The following is a 16,755-nucleotide window of genomic DNA, read 5'->3' as shown; positions in this document are numbered from 1 at the left end:
GGGCTTCAGTGCAGCACGTGCGGCATCGCCAGCATGAAAGGGGCGATGGCGGCGTCGAAGCGATGACCATCGCCCGCCACCATCTGGTAGCTGCCGTGCATGGTGCCGACCGGCGTTTCCATCACGCAGCCGCTGGTATAGCCGAAGCTCTCGCCCGGTGCGAGCAGGGGTTGCTCGCCGATGACGCCCTGGCCGTGCACCTCCTGCACCTTGCCGTTGCCGTCGGTGATGACCCAGTGCCGGCTGAGCAACTGCGCGGGCTGGCTGCCGGCATTGCGGATGGTGACGTGGTAGGCGAAGACGTAGTGCTCATCCTCGGGGCGCGATTGTGCCGCGACGTACTCGGCCTTGGCCGATACCTCGATGCGGTAGGGGGGCAGTGGGGTGTCGGGTGTGCTCACGGTCTTCTCGTTGGTCGTTTGTTTTCTGCTTCACCGGGGTGAAGCGGTAAAATAGCACTTTTGCCCGGAATCGCCGCCATGTCCCAAGCCGTACCGTCTCCGCTTACCGCCCTGTCCCCGCTCGATGGCCGCTACCACGGCAAGGTCGCGGGCCTGCGCGTCCATTTTTCCGAGCATGGCCTGATCCGCAGCAGGGTGAAGGTGGAGGTCGAATGGCTGAAGGCGCTGGCGGCTGAGGCGTCGCTGGCGGAGATCGCGGCGTTCTCGCCGGCCACGATTGCCGAGCTGGATGGCGTCGTCAATACGTTCTCGACCGCGGACGGCGAGGCGGTGAAGGCGATCGAGGCCACCACCAACCACGACGTCAAGGCCATGGAGTATTGGCTGAAGAAGCGCCTTGGCCACAATGCCGAAGTGATGAAGGTGTCCGAATTCATCCATTTCGCCTGCACCTCGGAAGACATCAACAACACCTCGCACGCGCTGATGCTGGCCGAAGGCCGCGACCAGGTGCTGCTGCCCGCGTTCGATGCCGTCATCGCCCGCTTCCGCGAATTGGCCCATGCGCTTGCCGAGCTGCCGATGCTGTCGCGCACCCATGGTCAGCCCGCCAGCCCGACCACGCTGGGCAAGGAAATGGCCAACATCGCCGCACGCCTGGTGCGTGCCCGCGGCGCGATCGCCGGGGTGGCGATGACGGCCAAGTTCAACGGCGCGGTCGGCAACTACAATGCCCACCTGTCGGCCTGGCCGGAATTCGACTGGGAAGGCTTCAACCGCCGCTTCATCGAGTCGCTCGGCCTGGCCTTCAACGAATACACGATCCAGATCGAGCCGCACGACGCGATGGCCGAGCTGTTCGACGCCATCGCCCGCGCCAACACGATGCTGATCGATGCCTGCCGCGACATCTGGATGTACATCTCGCTCGGCTACTTCAAGCAGAAGCTGAAGGAAGGCGAAGTCGGCTCGTCGACGATGCCGCACAAGGTCAATCCGATCGACTTCGAGAACGCCGAAGGCAACTTCGGCATCGCCAACGCGGTGCTGAAGCACTTCTCCGAGAAGCTGCCGATCTCGCGCATGCAGCGCGACCTGACCGATTCCACCGTGCTGCGCAACATGGGCGTGGGTTTCGGCCACACCGTGCTGGCGCTCGACAGCTGCCTGCGCGGCCTGGGCAAGCTGGAGGCCGAGCCGGCTCGTCTCGCCGCCGACCTCGACGATTGCTGGGAGGTGCTGGCCGAGCCGGTGCAGACCGTGATGCGCCGCTTCGGCATCGAGAACCCCTACGAGCAGCTCAAGGCCATGACGCGCGGCAAGGGCATCACCCGCGAGGCGCTGCAGGACTTCATCCGCACGCTGGCGATTCCCGCCGCCGAGCGCGAGCGCCTGCTGGCGATGACGCCGGCCAGTTACGTCGGCAAGGCCGCCGAACTGGCGCGCCGCATCTGATCGTCCCGGTAGCGGCCGGCATGTCGCCGGCCCTCGTCTTGCCGACGCCACCCGAGGGTGGCGTTTTGCTGAAACCAAGGAGCAAACGAATGGCTTTTGCCGACAACCTCAAAACGATGCCCGGCGTGTCGCACCTTTCCGCATTCAACTTGATCGACGCTGCCGGCTGTACCGTGGCGACGATCGAGAACAAGCCGGGGCAGGCCGGATCGCTGGCGATCTACAACCATCTCGCCCAGCTTTATGGCGCGATCACGCCCGAGGCGGCGAAAAAGGGCCTGGAGCTGTATGCCGAACATGGCGAGGATGCGCGTACCAACCCTGGCAAGCATCCCAACATCGACCGCCTGATCGGATTGATGGAGCGGGGAGAAACACTGCGCGTGAAGCAGGTGTTCGCGGTCTGATCGCCCGGCGCGGACGGGACGCACAAAAGAGAAAGGCGCCCCTGCGAGCGCCTTTCGTCCTGGTGGAGCGGGGCCGAACTCAGACCACGGCTTCTTCCTTTTCCTTCTTGGGCTTGACGAACTGCTCGCGCTTCATGCCGAGCCAGATCGCCAGCGGGCTGGCGACCAGCACCGAGGAGTAGATGCCGAAGCAGATGCCGATGGTCAGCGCGAGCGAGAAGTAGTACAGCGTCTCGCCGCCGAAGACCAGCATCGACAGCACCATCATCTGCGTGCTGCCATGGGTGATGATGGTGCGCGAGATGGTGCTGGTGATCGCATGGTCGACGACCTGGGTGGTGGTGTAGCCGCGTTTCTTGCGGAAGGTCTCGCGTACGCGGTCGAAGATCACCACCGACTCGTTCACCGAATAGCCCAGCACCGCCAGCGTTGCCGCCAGCACCGCCAGCGAGAACTCCCACTGGAAGAAGGCGAAGAAGCCCAGGATGATGATGACGTCGTGCAGGTTGGCGATGATCGTGGCGACGCCGAGGCGCCACTCGAAGCGCAGCGCCAGATAGACGACGATGCCGATGATCACCAGCAGCAGCGCCATCGCGCCGTCGCTGGCGAGTTCCTTGCCGACCTGCGGGCCGACGAACTCGACCCGGCGCAGTTCCGGTGGCGGCGCCTCCATCTTGTGCAGCGCGGACATGACGCGGTCGGCGATGCCGTTGCTGTCGATGTCGTCGCGGTTCGGCAGGCGGATCAGCACGTCGCGCGCGCTGCCGAAGTGCTGCACCAGGATGTCGGTGTTGCCGTCGGCCGCGAGCGCCGCGCGGATCGGCTCCAGCGGCTGGGCCTCGGCGTAGGTGACCTCGACCAGCGTGCCGCCGGTGAATTCGACCGACAGGTGCAGGCCGCGCGTGGCGATGAAGAACACCGCGAGCAAGAAGGTGGCGAAGGAGATCGCGTTGAACACCAGCGAGTGGCGCATGAACGGGATGTCTTTCTTGATGCGGAAGAATTCCATGATTGCGTTTCCCTTGTTCCGCGCTCAGTTGCTGTCCGGTTTCCAGATCTGGCCGATGGACAGGCTTTCGATCTTGCGCCGGCGGCCGTAGATGAAGTTGATCAGCATGCGCGACACCAGGATGGCGCTGAACATCGAGGTCAGGATGCCGAGGCAGTGCACCACGGCGAAGCCGCGCACCGGACCCGAGCCGAACACCAGCAGCGCGATACCGGCGATCAGGCTGGTGACGTTGGAGTCGAGAATGGTGTTCCAGGCGCGGTCGTAACCGGCGGCGATCGCCGCCTGCGGGCTGGCGCCGTTGCGCAGTTCCTCGCGGATGCGTTCGTTGATCAGCACGTTGGCATCGATCGCCATGCCGAGCGTGAGCGCCATCGCGGCGATGCCGGGCAGCGTCAGCGTGGCCTGCAGCAGCGACAGCAGCGCCACCAGCAGCAGCAGGTTGGTGGCGAGCGCGATCGACGACACGATGCCGAACAGTGCGTAGTAGATGCACATGAACGCGGCGATGGCGATGAAACCCCACAGTGTCGAGTGGAAGCCCTTGGAGATGTTCTCGGCGCCGAGGCTGGGGCCGACGGTGCGTTCCTCGATGATCTCCATCGGTGCGGCGAGCGAGCCCGCACGCAGCAGCAGGGCGACGTCGTTGGCTTCGGTGGTGGTCATGCGGCCGGAGATCTGCACGCGGCCGCCGCCGATCTCGGTGCGGATCACCGGGGCGGTGACGACTTCGCCCTTGCCCTTTTCGATCAGCAGGATGGCCATGCGCTTGCCGACGCTTTCACGCGTGACGTCGCGGAAGATGCGCGCGCCGGCGGCGTCCAGCGTCAGGTGCACCGCGGGCTCGTTGGTCTGGCCGTCGAAGCCGGGCTGGGCGTCGGTGAGGCGGTCGCCGGTGAGCACGACCTGCTTCTTGACCAGCAGCGGGCCGCCGCCGCGCTCCGAATACAGCTCGGTGCCGAAGGGGATGCTGCCGCCCAGCGCGGATTCGAGCGCGCCAGGGGTGTCGTCCACCATGCGTACTTCCAGGGTCGCGGTACGGCCAAGGATGTCCTTGGCCTTGGCCACGTCCTGTACGCCGGGCAGTTGCACGACGATGCGTTCGGCGCCCTGCTGCTGGATTACCGGCTCGGCGACGCCAAGTTCGTTGATACGGTTGTGCAGCGTGGTGATGTTCTGCTTGATCGCGAAGTCGCGCATCTTCTGCTGCGCTTGCGGAGTCAGCGTGGCGATCAGCCGGAGATCGTCGGCGGCTGCGTCGCGCTCGGCCAGTTGCAGGTCCGGCGTGCTGTCCTGGATGGCGCGGCGGCCGGCTTCGCGCTGTGCGGCATCGCGGAAGCGGACGACGACCGTGTTGCCTTCGCGGGTGATGCCGGCATGGCGCACGTTCTTGTCGCGCATCAGCGTGCGCAGGTCGCCGGTGGTGGAATCGAGGCGCTTGGTCAGTGCGCCCGGCATGTCCACTTCGAGCAGGAAGTGCACGCCGCCGCGCAGGTCCAGGCCGAGGTACATCGGCAGCGCGTGGATCGCGGTCAGCCAGGCGGGCGAGGCCGGCAGCAGGTTGAGCGCGACGACGTAGGACGGGTCTTCGGCGTCCGGGTTGAAGGCGCGCTCGATGACGTCCTTGGCGCGCAGCTGGATGTCGGTGCTGGCGAAACGCGCGCGCACGCTGCCGGCGTCGGAGAAGATGCCGTCGTGTTCGATGCCGGCGTCCTTCAGCGCATTGGCGGCGCGATCGGAGGCGGCAGTGGGGTCAAGCCTTAGCGTGGCCTTGGCGCTGGACACCTGGACTGCGGGAACCTCGCCGTACAAGTTGGGCAAGGTGTAGATCAGACCCCACAACAGCACGAGGCCGATCATGAGGTTCTTCCAGAGAGGGTAGCGATTCATCGTCGGCGGCAGACAGTGTTGCGCCGGACCATGGCTCCTGCCTGCATTGGCAGAGACGGTGGCGGCCGGCGTTGCGTGGAGCCGGGTGAGCCCCGGGGACGATCCCCGGCTGGCCCCGGCTCCGCTGCAAATGGGATTACAGGGACTTCAGGGTGCCCTTGGGCAGCACGGTGGCGACGGCCTGCTTCTGCACGGCGATCACGGTGTTGGCGGCGACTTCGACATGTACGAAGCTGTCGCCGACTTCGGTCACGCGGCCGGCGATGCCGCCGCCGGTCACCACTTCGTCGCCCTTGGCCAGTGCCTCGACCATGGACTTGTGTTCCTTGGCGCGCTTCATCTGCGGGCGGATCATCAGGAACCACAGCACGATGAACATCAGGATCAGGGGCAGCAGGCCCATCAGGCCGCCGGTGGGGTCGCTGCCCGCAGCTTGGGCATAGGCATTGGAAATCAGCACGTCGGTTACTCCGGGTTAGCGAAAAAACGCTCGATTATAGCAGTTGCCGGAGAGTGCTCCGGTCGGGTGAGACGTTGCATGCCGCGCAGGGTTCAATGCGCGCCGGCAGCGCGCTCTTCGCGGAAGCGGCGCACGTAGGCATCGAAGGTGTTGCCGGCGATGGCCGCGCGCAGTTCCGCCGTCAGCGTCTGGTAGTAGCGCAGGTTGTGCACGGTGTTCAGCATGCTGCCGAGGATTTCGCCGCTGCGGTGCAGGTGGTGCAGGTAGGCGCGGCTGAAGTTGCGGCAGGTGTAGCAGTCGCAGGATGGGTCCAGCGGCCGGGTGTCGGCCTTGTGTACGGCGTTCTTGATCTTGATGTCGCCGTAGCGTGTGAACAGCCAGCCGTTGCGTGCGTTGCGGGTCGGCATCACGCAGTCGAACATGTCGATGCCGGCGGTGACGCCCGCGACGATGTCTTCCGGCGTGCCGACGCCCATCAGGTAGCGCGGCTTGCCCTGCGGCAGGCGCGGCGCGGTGTGGGTGAGGATGCGCGCCATTTCATCTTTCGGCTCGCCGACGGAGAGTCCGCCGATGGCGAAGCCGTGGAAGCCGATGTCCTCGAGCGCGGCCAGCGATTCGTCGCGCAGGTCCTCGAACATGCCGCCCTGCACGATGCCGAACAGCGCGTTCGGGTTGCCGAGACGGTCGAATTCGTCGCGCGAACGCTTCGCCCAGCGCTGCGACAGGCGCATCGACTTCGCCGCCTCATCGCGGGTGGCGGGGTAGGGCGTGCATTCGTCGAAGATCATGACGATGTCCGAGTTCAGCGTGGTCTGGATCTGCATCGAGATTTCGGGGGTCAGGAACAGCCGGGCGCCGTCGATCGGACTGGCGAACTTCACCCCTTCTTCGGTGATCTTGCGCAGCGCCCCCAGGCTGAAGACCTGGAAACCGCCCGAATCGGTGAGGATGGGCTTGTCCCAGGCCATGAAGCGGTGCAGCCCCTTGTGCGCGCGGATGATGTCGAGCCCGGGGCGCAGCCACAGGTGGAAGGTGTTGCCCAGGCAGATCTGCGCGCCGATGCCGGCGAGCATGTCGGGCGTCATGGCCTTGACCGTGCCATAGGTGCCGACCGGCATGAAGACCGGCGTTTCGATCGTGCCGTGGGCCAGCGTCAGGCGGCCGCGGCGGGCGCCGCCATCGGTGGTGAGGAGTTCAAACTGCATCGTGTTCGGCATCTTGCTTGCGGGTGAGGAACATCGCGTCGCCGTAGCTGAAGAAACGATAGCGGCGGTCGATGGCGTGGGCGTAGGCGCGGCGGATGTCGTCCATGCCGGCGAAGGCGGAGACGAGCATCAGCAGCGTCGATTTGGGCAGGTGGAAGTTGGTGACGAGCGCGTCCACGACCTGGAAATGGAAGCCGGGCAGGATGAATATTTCGGTTTCGCCGCTGCCTGCGCTGAGCGGGCCGTCCTGCGCGGCGGCTTCCAGTGCGCGCATGCTGGTGGTGCCGACGGCGATGACGCGTCCGCCGGCGGCGCGGGTCGCGGCGATGGCGTCCACCGTTTCCCGCGGGATGACGTAGCGTTCGCGGTGCATGCGGTGCTCGCCGAGGTCGTCGACGCGCACCGGCTGGAAGGTGCCGGCGCCGACGTGCAGCGTCAGCCAGGCGCACCGGGCGCCCCGCTCGGCGATGCGGGCGAGGATGGCTTCGTCGAAGTGCAGGCCGGCGGTCGGTGCCGCGACCGAGCCGGGCTCGCGCGCGAATACGGTCTGGTAGCGGCTTTCGTCATCTTCGCCGGCGGCGCGCTGGATGTAGGGCGGCAGCGGCAGCTTGCCATGGCGCTCCAGCAGTCCGAAGAGGTTCTCGCCGGGCGGAAAGCGCAGGTGGTAGAACTCGCCGACGCGGCCGAGCACCTCGACCTCGAAGGCGTCCGCCAGGCGTAGCGTGCTGCCGGTCCCGGGCGACTTGCTCGCACGCACCTGGGCGAGCGCTTCGTGCGGGCCGACGGCGCGTTCGATCAGTACCTCGATCTGGCCACCGCTGGCCTTCGTGCCGTGCAGGCGGGCGTGGATCACACGGGTGTCGTTGAAGACGAGCAGGTCGTTGGGGCCGAGCAGTCTGGGCAGGTCGGCGATGTGGCCGTCGAGCAGGGCGTCGGCGCCGTCCATGGCCTGCACGATCAGCAGGCGGCTGGCGCTGCGTTCGGCGAGCGGGGCCTGGGCGATCAGTTCCGGCGGCAGGGGGTAGTCGAAATCGTTCAGCGTCAGGTGCATGTGGTCGGGTGGGGCAAGTCGGGTGCTGTAAACAAGGTGCATCAAATCAGGCGCGGAGGGGGCCGCAGTTCCGGGCGCGTGCGGCAACGCCCTGCTTGCTGCGATGAGCGGTATTCGTGGATAATGCGCGCCTTCCCTGCCGGGATGGCGGAATCGGTAGACGCAGCGGATTCAAAATCCGCCGCCGCAAGGTGTGTGGGTTCGAGTCCCACTCTCGGCACCATCTGCGCTTTTCTTGCGCGCTTTCCCTTCTGTTTCCGTGTGTCGTGCCTCGCGCATCGTTTTCGCGGGGCGTCTCGCTTTCGTGTCAGGGGCGAGATTCTGGATCATCCCGCGGGGCGATGGCAAATGCTGCCTTGCAACTGCAGGGGCCGGGCCGAGGGGGCATTGTCCGCGCTGTCCGGCCGGACCCCGCGTCAGCCCGGTTTCTGCCCTTCGTTCGCCGCGGCGCTGATGGCACGTACCGCGGGGTGGGTCAGCCTGCGTTCCACCGAGATGGCATAGTAGGTTTCGACGACGCCTGCGGCATCGCCTAGGTGGACCATCGCGTTCTGGCGGCAGAGTTGTTCGCCGACTGCAAGGGCGCTGGGGAAAATGCCCGCCCCTGCTTCGGCGAAGGCGCGCATCAGGGCGCTGTCGTCGAATTCGCCGACGATGTGCGGCCTGAGTCCTGCGGCATCGAGCCAGCGCAGCAGCGGGCCGCGGACGGCGGCTTCGCCGCCCGGCAGCAGCAGGGGGGCGCCGTTCAGGCTGTGCGGAAAGCCATTCTGCAAGGTCGCGGCCAGACTGGGGGTGGCGAAGAAGCCGATCGTGGATTCGCTGAGCTTGTGGCTGTAGCCGCGCACGTCCATGTTGGGCGGCATGGGGCCGTCGGCGAGCACGACGTCGAGCTTGTGGATGGCCAGCTCCCCGAGCAGGGCGTCGAACTTGCCCTCGCGGCAGACGATGCGCATCGGTTCGGGCAGTTTCATCGACGGCGCCAGCAGCAGCCAGGCGATCGTTTTCGGCACCACGTCGGCGATGCCCACGCGGAAGGGCACGGCGCGGCCGCTGGCGCGGCTGCGGATCGCCTCTTCCAGTTCGTCGCCGAGACGGAAGATTTCCTCCGCGTAATCGAGCGCGACACGCCCGGTGTCGGTCAGCGCCAGGCCGCGCCCCTGGCGCTTGAACAGGCTGACGCCGAGATCGGCCTCTAGCGTCGCGATCTGGCCCGACAGGGTTTGCGGCGCGAGTCCGGAACGTTCTGCCGCGCGCACGATCCCACCAGCGCGCGCTACGGTCCAGAAGTGGTGCAGCTGCTTGTAGTTGATCATGGACGGCTCAAGGTGGCGTGGATACTTCGGAAAAATCGGATACACATTCTGTTGAACCGAGATTCTATCGAAGCGTCTGAGGTTTAGTATCCGACAGGCGTCCAGCCTGACGGCGATGCGCAACTACACAAGGAGACTCAGCATGCGAATCGATCTGCATTGTGACGGCGTCGAGGCCGCTCCCGTCCTGCGTGACTACGTGACCCGCCGGATGAGCTTCGCAATCGGACGTTTTCGTGACCACATCCAGTGGGCGCGAGTGAAAGTGGCCGACGTCAATGGCCCGCGTGGCGGCAATGACAAGCGATGCGTGGTACAACTGCGGCTGCGCAATCTGCCCGATGTAGTGTTCGCGATCACCCAGCTCGATGTGCGGGCAGCAGTGGACCAGGCGGCGGAACGTGTCGCCCGGGTGCTTGCCCAGCGCGTGCGCCGTACCCAGCGTCCCGCCCGGACCCGCATCGCACCGATGCAGGCCCTGCCGGCCTGAAGCGGCGCGACGTCCTCGACGCTTTCCTGCCTGGAGCATTTCCCGCCGGTCCGGCGGGGCGCCCAAAACAAAACCCCTTCCCCGGAGGAAACAAGACCATGGAAAACCGCCTTTCGACGATGACACGCTCCGAAGCATCGGTGCTGTCTAGCAACAAGGTCATCCGCAACACCTACATGCTGCTGTCGCTGACGCTTGCTTTCTCGGCGTTGACTGCTGGCCTGTCGATGGCGATGGGCGCGCCGCGCCTGGGCATCATCGTGACCCTGGTCGGCTACTTCGGCCTGCTGTTCGCGACCAGCAAGTTCCGCAACAGCGGTCTGGGCATCGTGTTCGTGTTCGCGCTGACGGGCTTCATGGGCTTCACTCTCGGCCCGATCATCTCGGCCTACCTGTCGCTGCCCAACGGCAGCAGCATCGTCATGCAGGCGATGGCCGGCACCGCGGCGATCTTCCTCGGCCTGTCGGCCTACGCAGTGACCACCAAGAAGGATTTTTCCTTCATGGGCGGTTTCCTGATGGTCGGCATCCTGGTGGCCTTCCTGGCCGGGCTGGGCGCGATCTTCTTCGAGATCCCGGCGCTGTCGCTGACCGTTTCTGCTGCCTTCGTACTGCTGATGTCGGGCCTGATCCTGTTCGAGACCAGCAACATCATCCATGGTGGCGAGACCAACTACGTGATGGCGACGGTGTCGCTGTTCGTGTCGATCTTCAATCTCTTCACCAGCCTGCTTCACCTGCTGGGCTTCATGAGCAACGACTGATCGCCAGCCTTGTCCGGACGTGCGCGGGGTGGTCGCCGGAAGGCGGCCGCCCCGCTTGTTTTTCGTCGCCGGCCCCCAGAAGCAAGAAAGCTCCCTCGGGGGGCAGCGAGTCCGCGTAGCGGATGAGTGTGGGGGCCTTTTCCAGGCGCCCGCACAAGCCCGCGGACTGCCTTTGTCCGAATGCGATGGGCACGGCTCGGGCCGTGTGGCGCTACAATGGCGCACATTTTTCAGTGGGAACGGTTGGATGAAGACCACTTTTCTGGATTTCGAACAGGCGGTTGCCGAACTGGAAGCCAAGATCGACCAGTTGCGTTTCGTGTCGGACGACCCCGCTGTGGACATCTCGGAGGAGATCGCCCGCCTCGAAGCCAAGAGCCAGTCGCTGACCAAGGACATCTACGCCAAGCTGACGCCTTGGCAGATTGCGCAGGTCGCGCGCCATCCGCAGCGGCCCTATACGCTCGATTACGCCCAGCACATCTTTACCGATTTCGAAGAACTGCACGGCGACCGCTCGTTCGCCGACGACAAGGCGATCGTCGGCGGCTTGGCGCGCTTCAATGGCGAGAGCTGCGTGGTCATCGGCCACCAGAAGGGCCGCGACACCAAGGAAAAGATCGTACGCAACTTCGGCATGCCACGGCCCGAGGGCTATCGCAAGGCAATGCGCCTGATGAAGCTGGCCGAGAAGTTCAACCTGCCGGTGTTCACCTTCATCGACACGCCGGGCGCCTATCCGGGCATCGGCGCCGAGGAGCGCGGCCAGTCCGAGGCGATCGGGCACAGCATCTACCTGATGGCCGAACTGCGCGTGCCCATCATCGCCACCATCATCGGCGAAGGCGGCTCGGGCGGCGCGCTGGCGATCGCGGTCGGCGACCAGGTTTTGATGCTGCAGTATTCGACGTATTCGGTGATCTCGCCCGAAGGCTGCGCTTCCATTCTGTGGAAGAGCGCGGACAAGGCCTCCGAGGCCGCCGAGACCATGGGCATCACGGCATCGCGGCTGAAGTCGCTGGGCCTGGTCGACAAGGTCGTCGGCGAGCCGGTGGGTGGCGCCCATCGCGACCATCGCGCCATGGCGGCCTCGCTCAAGCGCGCGCTGGCCGAGGCGCTGCGCCAGGTGGACCATCTTTCGCCGTCCGAGCTCGTGGCGCAACGCTACGAGAAGCTCATGAGCTACGGCCGCTTCAAGGAACTGGCGGCCTGAGGCAATGCTGCTGCGGGCCGCTTCCGGTGCCCTGGCGGCGGCGGGGGTCGGCCCGGGCTCCCGCCTGTGCTGCGCGCTGTCGGGTGGCGTCGATTCGATCGTCCTGCTCGATCTGCTCCATGCTCTGGCGCCGAGCCTGGGTTTTTCGCTCCAGGCGGCACACGTCCATCATGGCCTGAGCGCGCATGCGGATGCGTGGGCGCGGGCGTGCGAGGCGCGCTGCGCGCAGTTGAAAGTCCCCTTTGCGCTGTTTCGCGTGGAGGTGCCGTGCGGCGATTCCGAGGGACTCGAGGCGGCAGCCCGGCGCGTGCGCCATGCGGTGCTGGATGGCGTCGAGTGCGACTGGCTGGTGTTCGGACACCACCAGGATGACCAGGCCGAAACCATCCTGTTCCGCCTGTTGCGGGGCAGCGGCGTACGCGGGGCGGCGGCGATGGCAGCATTCGAACCGCCGCGCGCGGCCCGCCCGGGACGCTTGAGGCCCTTGCTCGGTTGCCGCCGTGCCGCGATCGAGGCCTGGGCGCGGCAGCGCGGCCTGGCCTGGGTCGAGGACGAGAGCAATGCCGCGCTCGATTTCAGCCGTAATCATCTCCGCCATCGGGTGTTGCCGGTGATCGGCGAGCGCTTTCCCGCAGCAGTGTCGACGCTGGCGCGTGCAGCGGAGCATTTTCGCGAGGCAAGCGAATTGCTCGATCAGCTCGCCGCGCAGGATCAGGCCGCTTGCGGCGGTCGGACGCTGCGGCGCGATCTGCTGCTGGCCTTGCCCGATGCCCGTGTCGCCAATTTGCTGCGCTGGCTGGCGCGGCGGAATGGCCTCCGCGCGCCGGCCCGGGCGCGGCTCGACGAAGCTTTGCGCCAGATGCGCGCGGTGGCCGCGTCCCATCCGCTGCGCGTCGAACTGGGCGACATGGCCTGCTGCGTCTATCGTGGCCAGGTATGGCTGGACTCCGATGCCGCCGATTGTCTGCAGCCGCGGCGCTGGGCCGGCGAGGAAAGCCTGCCGTGGGGCGCGGGCAGCATCGATTTCCGTCCGGCCGTCGGCGAGGGCGTCGCCCGTGCCGCCCTCGACGGCGCCGGCTCGGTGATGCTGGCCATGTGCCGGCCCGGGCTGCGCATGCGCCTGGGGGGCGGGCGGCCGCGGCGCAGTTTCAGGAAGCTGTGCCAGGAGGCGGGGGTCCCGGCGTGGATGCGCGAGCGCCTGCCCGTGTTGTGGATAGACGGCGAACCGGCCTGGATCGGCGGCCTCGGGGTTGCGGCAGAGTTCGCATGTGCGCCGGCTGGGCCGGGGGTCGTGCCGGAGTGGCGGGTGAGGGGGCCGTAGCCTGCTCAGTTGCGCAGGGTGGTCAGGATCTGGGCCAGTTCCACCGCCGAGCGCACGGCCATCTTGTCGAAGATGCGCGAGCGGTGCGCCTCGACGGTGCGCATCGAGATCGAGAGCTGGTCGGCGATGACCTTGTTGTACTTGCCTTCCAGGATCAGGTCCATGACCTCGCGTTCGCGCTGCGTCAGCGTCGACAGCCTGGCCCCGATGGTTTCCCGGCTGGCGGCGGCGCGCTGGCGCTCGGCGTCGAATGCCAGCGCCTTCTCCACCAGATCCACAAGATCATGGTCCTTGAAGGGCTTTTCGATGAAGTGGAATGCGCCTTTCTTGAGCGCGGCAACGGCCATCGGCACGTCGCCATGGCCGGTGATGAAGATCACCGGCAACTGGCTGCCGCGCGACAGCAGCGTGTCGAAGCATTCCAGCCCGCTCATGCCGGCCATGCGGATGTCGAGCACGATGCAGCCATGCCATTCGGGCTGCCAGGCAGCGAGGAACTGCTCGCCGCCTTCCCAGGTCCGGCAGGCGACGCCGCGTGTCTTGAACAGCCATTGCAGGGCGTCGCGGATGGCGTCGTCGTCATCGATGATGTGGGCGAAGGCCGGATTCATGCGGGTTCCACGGGAAGCGTCAGGGTGAAGATGGTACCGCCACCGGGGGCGGCTTCGAAAGCGAGGCGGCCGTGGTGCAGTTCGGCGATGGAGCGGCAGATGTTGAGTCCCATGCCCATGCCTTCGGTCTTGGTGGTGAAGAAGGGCTCGAACAGGCGGCGGGCGGTGTCGGGCGGGATGCCGCTGCCGCGATCGGAGACGCGGACGGTCACGGCATGGTTTTCGAGCCGTGTGGCGACCCGGATATCCCGGCTGGCAGGGGCGGTGTCGCGCATCGCGTCCATGCCGTTGCGTACGAGATTGACCACGATCTGCTCGATCATCACGGCGTCGGCCTTGACCGCGGGAAGGCCGGGCGCGAGTTCGAGGACGAGGCGCATCCGCCGCTTGCGGACATCGGCTTCGATCAGGCCGGCGGCATCGCGGACGACGGCGTTCAGGTCGAGGGGTTCGAGCCGGGGTTCGGAGCGGCGCACGAAGTCATGCACCCTGCGGATGATCTCGCCGGCGCGGCGGGCCTGGCGGCCGATCTTGCGGTGGATGTCGAGCAGTTCGGCGCGGTCGGTATCGGCCGCCTGCAGATGGTTGATGCAGCCGTCGGCGTAGCTCGCGATCGCGGTCAGGGGCTGGTTCAGCTCGTGGGCGAGGGTGGAGGCCATCTCGCCCATGGTCACCAGGCGCGAGGTGGCCTGCAGCCGTTCTTCCTGCTGGCGGGCCAGTTCCTGGGCCTGCTTCTGTTCGGTGATGTCGAGCACTGAGCCCATCCAGCCGGTGTGGTGGCCGGCCGCGTCGATCAGCGGCGCTTCGAACAGCAGAACGTCGAGCGTTTCGCCGTTCTTGCGGAGGAAGCGCAGTTCGATGCCCTCGGGGGTCGAGCCGGTGTCCTGCAGGCGGTCGAGCAGGTGCTGGCGCTGTTCGATGTGGTTTGGCAGCCAGTAGGGCAGCGGGGGCTTGAGGCCGACCAGTTCGTCGGCACCGTAGCCGGTCATGCGGCAAAAGGCGGAGTTGACGTAGGTGAGGCGGCCTTCGAGGTCGCGTGCCCGCATGCCGGTGAGCATTGAGTCTTCCATCGCCTTGCGGAAGGCCGATTCGGCAAGTAGCGCGATTTCCGCCTGCTGGCGCCGGGCAAGCTGGCGCCGGAGCTGGGTCACGCTCCAGACGATGGTGCCGCCCAGGAGCACGATGGAAGCGATCAGCAGTACCGGAATCCAGCGGGTTTCCGGTTTGTATGCGGTGATCTGAAGGTTCAGGCCATGGCCGGGCGGCTCGAAGGGAATCTGGTAGTCAAGTTGTGAAGACAGGGGCGCCACCTTCGATTTTGCGGCGATCTCGCGCCCGTCGCCATCGACCACCGCAACCCGGTAGCGCGCGGAAAACCACCAGGGCAGATCGCGGGCAACGAGGTCGTTCAGTGAATAAACGCCGGTCACCATGCCTTTCAGTGCATTGTCGGACCAGACCGGGATGTGGACTTCGAAGCGGTGCTTGCCGTTGGCGCCCGGATAGGCAGGGCCGTAGGTGGGACGCCCTAGGCTGCGGGCGAGATGGAAGGGCGTGCCGTCCGCATCGTCGAGATGATGGCCGGAGAGCGGCGGCATGGCGCCGACCAGCGCGCCGTCGGCGGTGCGCCAGAGAATGCGCACCAGCCCGCGTCCCTGGGTCAGCAGGTGCGCCAGCCGGGCGTCGGTCTGCTGGCGCGACCGGGGCGAGAAAAGATCCGGTCCGAGTTGCTGGAGATCCGCTTCGTTGCGGTCGAGTTCGAAGCGAAGGTTCTGCTCCATCCACAGCACGTCGCTGATCAGCGTGGCCCGCTGCTCGTCGGCATCGTACTGGCGCGTCAGCCAGACGAGTGCCGCGATCGCGGCGAGGAACAGCGGCAGGCTGAGATAGGGAATCCGCCCCGCCCAGCGGGTGCGCGTGCTTGTGGCTGGAAGGGGGGTGTCGTCGGCGTGGGTCATGGCAGTCTCGCGGCGCGGACACTGCGGGGCAGGGCTGTGGATGGCGGCAGGTGGACATGCGGACTTCCACAATAGCGAAAGCCGTGGGTCACAAAGGATACTGATGGGGCCGTGCAGAAAAACTTATCGGCGCAGCCGGCCACGTCGGGCGCCACTGCCTGGCGGGGAAATGCAAACGTCAATGTGAACGCCGTTCATTCGGAGGAGAGGAATCCATGAAGATCCGTACACTTCTTGTTGGCCTGGTGGCGGTTGGGCTGTCGGCCGCTGCTGTCGCAGCCGACCCGATCATCATCAAGTTCAGCCACGTCGTCGCGCAGGACACGCCCAAGGGCAAGGCGGCCGACAAGTTCAGGGAGCTGGCGGAAAAATACACCAACGGCGCGGTCAAGGTCGAGGTGTATCCCAACAGCACGCTGTACAAGGACAAGGAAGAGATGGAGGCGCTGCAACTGGGCGCGGTGCAGATGCTCGCGCCTTCGCTGGCCAAGTTCGGCCCGCTGGGCGTGCGCGAGTTCGAGGCCTTCGACCTGCCCTATATCTTCGACGGCTACGATGCCCTGCACAAGGTGACCAAGGGCGCCGTCGGCCAGCAGTTGCTCGACAAGCTGGAGCCGCGCGGCATCAAGGGCCTGGCCTACTGGGACAACGGCTTCAAGTCCTTCACCGCGAACACGCCGATCACCAAGCCGGAAGACCTGCGCGGCAAGAAGATGCGTATCCAGTCGTCCAAGGTGCTCGAAGAGCAGATGCGCCAGATCAAGGCGCTGCCGCAGGTGATGGCTTTCTCCGAAACCTACCAGGCCTTGCAGACCGGCGTCGTGGATGGCACCGAGAACCCGCACTCCAACTTGTATACCCAGAAGATGCACGAAGTGCAGAAGCACCTGGCCCTGACCGACCACGGCTACCTGGGCTACGCGGTGATCACCAACAAGCGCTTCTGGGACGGCCTGCCCGCGGACGTGCGCGGCCAGCTCGAGAAGGCGATGGCCGAGTCGACCGAGTACGCCAACCAGATCGCCAAGGACGAGAACGACAAGTCGCTGGAACTGGTGCGCGCCGCGGGCAAGACCGAGATCCGCGTGCTGAGCGACGCGGAGCGCGCGGCGTTCATCAAGGCGCTGCTGCCGGTGCACAAGAAGATGGAATCGCGCGTGGGTGCGACGACGATCAAGTCGATCTACGAAGCCACCGGCTTCGA

The 16,755-nt window shown here is 66.2% G+C and carries 16 protein-coding genes and 1 tRNA gene; 8 read left to right on the top strand and 9 right to left on the bottom strand.

All coding sequences use genetic code 11. The annotated features are described in order from the left end of the window. Positions 1–5: 5 nt before the first annotated feature. A complete protein-coding gene (gene apaG / locus C666_RS10745) occupies positions 6–401 on the bottom strand; it encodes a Co2+/Mg2+ efflux facilitator ApaG/CorD (RefSeq protein WP_004338315.1) in 396 nt (131 codons plus the stop codon). A 78-nt stretch (positions 402–479) separates the two neighbouring features. Here apaG and purB point away from each other — a divergent pair, with 78 nt between their 5' ends. After that, a complete protein-coding gene (gene purB, locus C666_RS10740) occupies positions 480–1,856 on the top strand; it encodes an adenylosuccinate lyase (protein ID WP_004338313.1) in 1,377 nt (458 codons plus the stop codon). 89 nt (positions 1,857–1,945) lie between these two features. Further along, positions 1,946–2,263 carry a DUF2322 family protein gene (locus C666_RS10735; RefSeq protein ID WP_004338311.1) on the top strand — a complete coding sequence of 106 codons (318 nt, stop codon included), beginning with the start codon at positions 1,946–1,948 and terminating at the stop codon, positions 2,261–2,263. Between the two features lie 79 nt (positions 2,264–2,342). On the opposite strand, the gene secF is transcribed toward C666_RS10735, so the two are convergent. The 5 genes from secF to queA all read right to left on the bottom strand — a co-directional run bounded on the left by secF (position 2,343) and on the right by queA (position 7,881). After that, the gene (gene secF, locus C666_RS10730; protein WP_004338309.1) at positions 2,343–3,275 is read right to left on the bottom strand and encodes a protein translocase subunit SecF; all 933 of its coding nucleotides are present in this window, start codon (positions 3,273–3,275) and stop codon (positions 2,343–2,345) included. Positions 3,276–3,299: 24 nt separating this feature from the next. After that, positions 3,300–5,165, bottom strand: coding sequence for a protein translocase subunit SecD (gene secD, locus C666_RS10725; protein ID WP_004338307.1), 1,866 nt, complete (start codon positions 5,163–5,165; stop codon positions 3,300–3,302). A 136-nt stretch (positions 5,166–5,301) separates the two neighbouring features. Beyond that, on the bottom strand, positions 5,302–5,625 hold the full coding sequence (gene yajC / locus C666_RS10720; protein ID WP_004338305.1) for a preprotein translocase subunit YajC: 324 nt from the start codon (positions 5,623–5,625) through the stop codon (positions 5,302–5,304). 92 nt (positions 5,626–5,717) lie between these two features. Next, positions 5,718–6,830: a tRNA guanosine(34) transglycosylase Tgt gene (gene tgt, locus C666_RS10715; RefSeq protein WP_028792409.1), complete on the bottom strand. Its 1,113-nt coding sequence runs from the start codon at positions 6,828–6,830 to the stop codon at positions 5,718–5,720. Continuing rightward, the gene (queA, locus tag C666_RS10710; protein WP_004338302.1) at positions 6,820–7,881 is read right to left on the bottom strand and encodes a tRNA preQ1(34) S-adenosylmethionine ribosyltransferase-isomerase QueA; all 1,062 of its coding nucleotides are present in this window, start codon (positions 7,879–7,881) and stop codon (positions 6,820–6,822) included. The genes tgt and queA overlap by 11 nt, the downstream gene beginning before the upstream one ends. Positions 7,882–8,019: 138 nt before the next feature. Here queA and C666_RS10705 point away from each other — a divergent pair. Next, positions 8,020–8,104: transfer RNA gene (locus tag C666_RS10705), tRNA-Leu, on the top strand. 193 nt (positions 8,105–8,297) lie between these two features. Here the strand turns inward: C666_RS10705 and C666_RS10700 are convergent. After that, complete coding sequence (locus tag C666_RS10700) at positions 8,298–9,194, bottom strand: LysR family transcriptional regulator (protein ID WP_004338301.1); 897 nt, start codon at positions 9,192–9,194, stop codon at positions 8,298–8,300. Between the two features lie 142 nt (positions 9,195–9,336). Between C666_RS10700 and C666_RS10695 the strand changes: the two genes are divergently transcribed. The 4 genes from C666_RS10695 to tilS all read left to right on the top strand — a co-directional run bounded on the left by C666_RS10695 (position 9,337) and on the right by tilS (position 12,982). Beyond that, entirely contained in the window at positions 9,337–9,684 is a 348-nt protein-coding gene (locus C666_RS10695) for an HPF/RaiA family ribosome-associated protein (protein ID WP_004338300.1), read from the top strand. Positions 9,685–9,782: 98 nt separating this feature from the next. Beyond that, positions 9,783–10,448, top strand: coding sequence for a Bax inhibitor-1/YccA family protein (locus tag C666_RS10690; protein ID WP_004338299.1), 666 nt, complete (start codon positions 9,783–9,785; stop codon positions 10,446–10,448). Positions 10,449–10,695: 247 nt separating this feature from the next. Further along, on the top strand, positions 10,696–11,661 hold the full coding sequence (locus C666_RS10685; RefSeq protein ID WP_004338298.1) for an acetyl-CoA carboxylase carboxyltransferase subunit alpha: 966 nt from the start codon (positions 10,696–10,698) through the stop codon (positions 11,659–11,661). A 4-nt stretch (positions 11,662–11,665) separates the two neighbouring features. Continuing rightward, complete coding sequence (tilS, locus tag C666_RS10680; protein WP_004338296.1) at positions 11,666–12,982, top strand: tRNA lysidine(34) synthetase TilS; 1,317 nt, start codon at positions 11,666–11,668, stop codon at positions 12,980–12,982. A 5-nt stretch (positions 12,983–12,987) separates the two neighbouring features. Here tilS and C666_RS10675 read toward each other — a convergent pair whose 3' ends face one another. Both C666_RS10675 and C666_RS10670 read right to left on the bottom strand, forming a co-directional pair. Then, on the bottom strand, positions 12,988–13,593 hold the full coding sequence (locus C666_RS10675) for a response regulator transcription factor (protein ID WP_004338294.1): 606 nt from the start codon (positions 13,591–13,593) through the stop codon (positions 12,988–12,990). Further along, positions 13,590–15,551: a sensor histidine kinase gene (locus C666_RS10670; protein ID WP_004338292.1), complete on the bottom strand. Its 1,962-nt coding sequence runs from the start codon at positions 15,549–15,551 to the stop codon at positions 13,590–13,592. Before C666_RS10670 ends, C666_RS10675 begins: the two co-directional genes overlap by 4 nt. A gap of 215 nt (positions 15,552–15,766) precedes the next feature. On the opposite strand from C666_RS10670, the gene C666_RS10665 reads away from it, so the two are divergent. Next, on the top strand, positions 15,767–16,755 hold a 989-nt coding region (locus C666_RS10665), incomplete at its 3' end, for a TRAP transporter substrate-binding protein (protein ID WP_004338290.1).

Origin of the sequence: Thauera linaloolentis 47Lol = DSM 12138 (assembly GCF_000310205.1) — a bacterium.
Classification (GTDB): Bacteria; Pseudomonadota; Gammaproteobacteria; order Burkholderiales; family Rhodocyclaceae; genus Thauera; species Thauera linaloolentis.
The sequence above is the reverse complement of the archived record's forward strand: the minus strand, read 5'-3'. Positions and strand labels throughout refer to the sequence as shown.

What these genes read in the sequence shown, in the direction of transcription:
- C666_RS10690 (WP_004338299.1), top strand. Translation starts at nt 9,783, where the DNA reads ATGGAAAACCGCCTTTCGACGATGACACGCTCCGAAGCATCGGTGCTG.
- C666_RS10700 (WP_004338301.1), bottom strand. Translation starts at nt 9,194, where the DNA reads ATGATCAACTACAAGCAGCTGCACCACTTCTGGACCGTAGCGCGCGCT.
- queA (WP_004338302.1), bottom strand. Translation starts at nt 7,881, where the DNA reads ATGCACCTGACGCTGAACGATTTCGACTACCCCCTGCCGCCGGAACTG.
- C666_RS10670 (WP_004338292.1), bottom strand. Translation starts at nt 15,551, where the DNA reads ATGACCCACGCCGACGACACCCCCCTTCCAGCCACAAGCACGCGCACC.
- secD (WP_004338307.1), bottom strand. Translation starts at nt 5,165, where the DNA reads ATGAATCGCTACCCTCTCTGGAAGAACCTCATGATCGGCCTCGTGCTG.
- C666_RS10695 (WP_004338300.1), top strand. Translation starts at nt 9,337, where the DNA reads ATGCGAATCGATCTGCATTGTGACGGCGTCGAGGCCGCTCCCGTCCTG.
- purB (WP_004338313.1), top strand. Translation starts at nt 480, where the DNA reads ATGTCCCAAGCCGTACCGTCTCCGCTTACCGCCCTGTCCCCGCTCGAT.
- tilS (WP_004338296.1), top strand. Translation starts at nt 11,666, where the DNA reads ATGCTGCTGCGGGCCGCTTCCGGTGCCCTGGCGGCGGCGGGGGTCGGC.
- secF (WP_004338309.1), bottom strand. Translation starts at nt 3,275, where the DNA reads ATGGAATTCTTCCGCATCAAGAAAGACATCCCGTTCATGCGCCACTCG.
- C666_RS10675 (WP_004338294.1), bottom strand. Translation starts at nt 13,593, where the DNA reads ATGAATCCGGCCTTCGCCCACATCATCGATGACGACGACGCCATCCGC.
- C666_RS10685 (WP_004338298.1), top strand. Translation starts at nt 10,696, where the DNA reads ATGAAGACCACTTTTCTGGATTTCGAACAGGCGGTTGCCGAACTGGAA.
- C666_RS10735 (WP_004338311.1), top strand. Translation starts at nt 1,946, where the DNA reads ATGGCTTTTGCCGACAACCTCAAAACGATGCCCGGCGTGTCGCACCTT.
- tgt (WP_028792409.1), bottom strand. Translation starts at nt 6,830, where the DNA reads ATGCAGTTTGAACTCCTCACCACCGATGGCGGCGCCCGCCGCGGCCGC.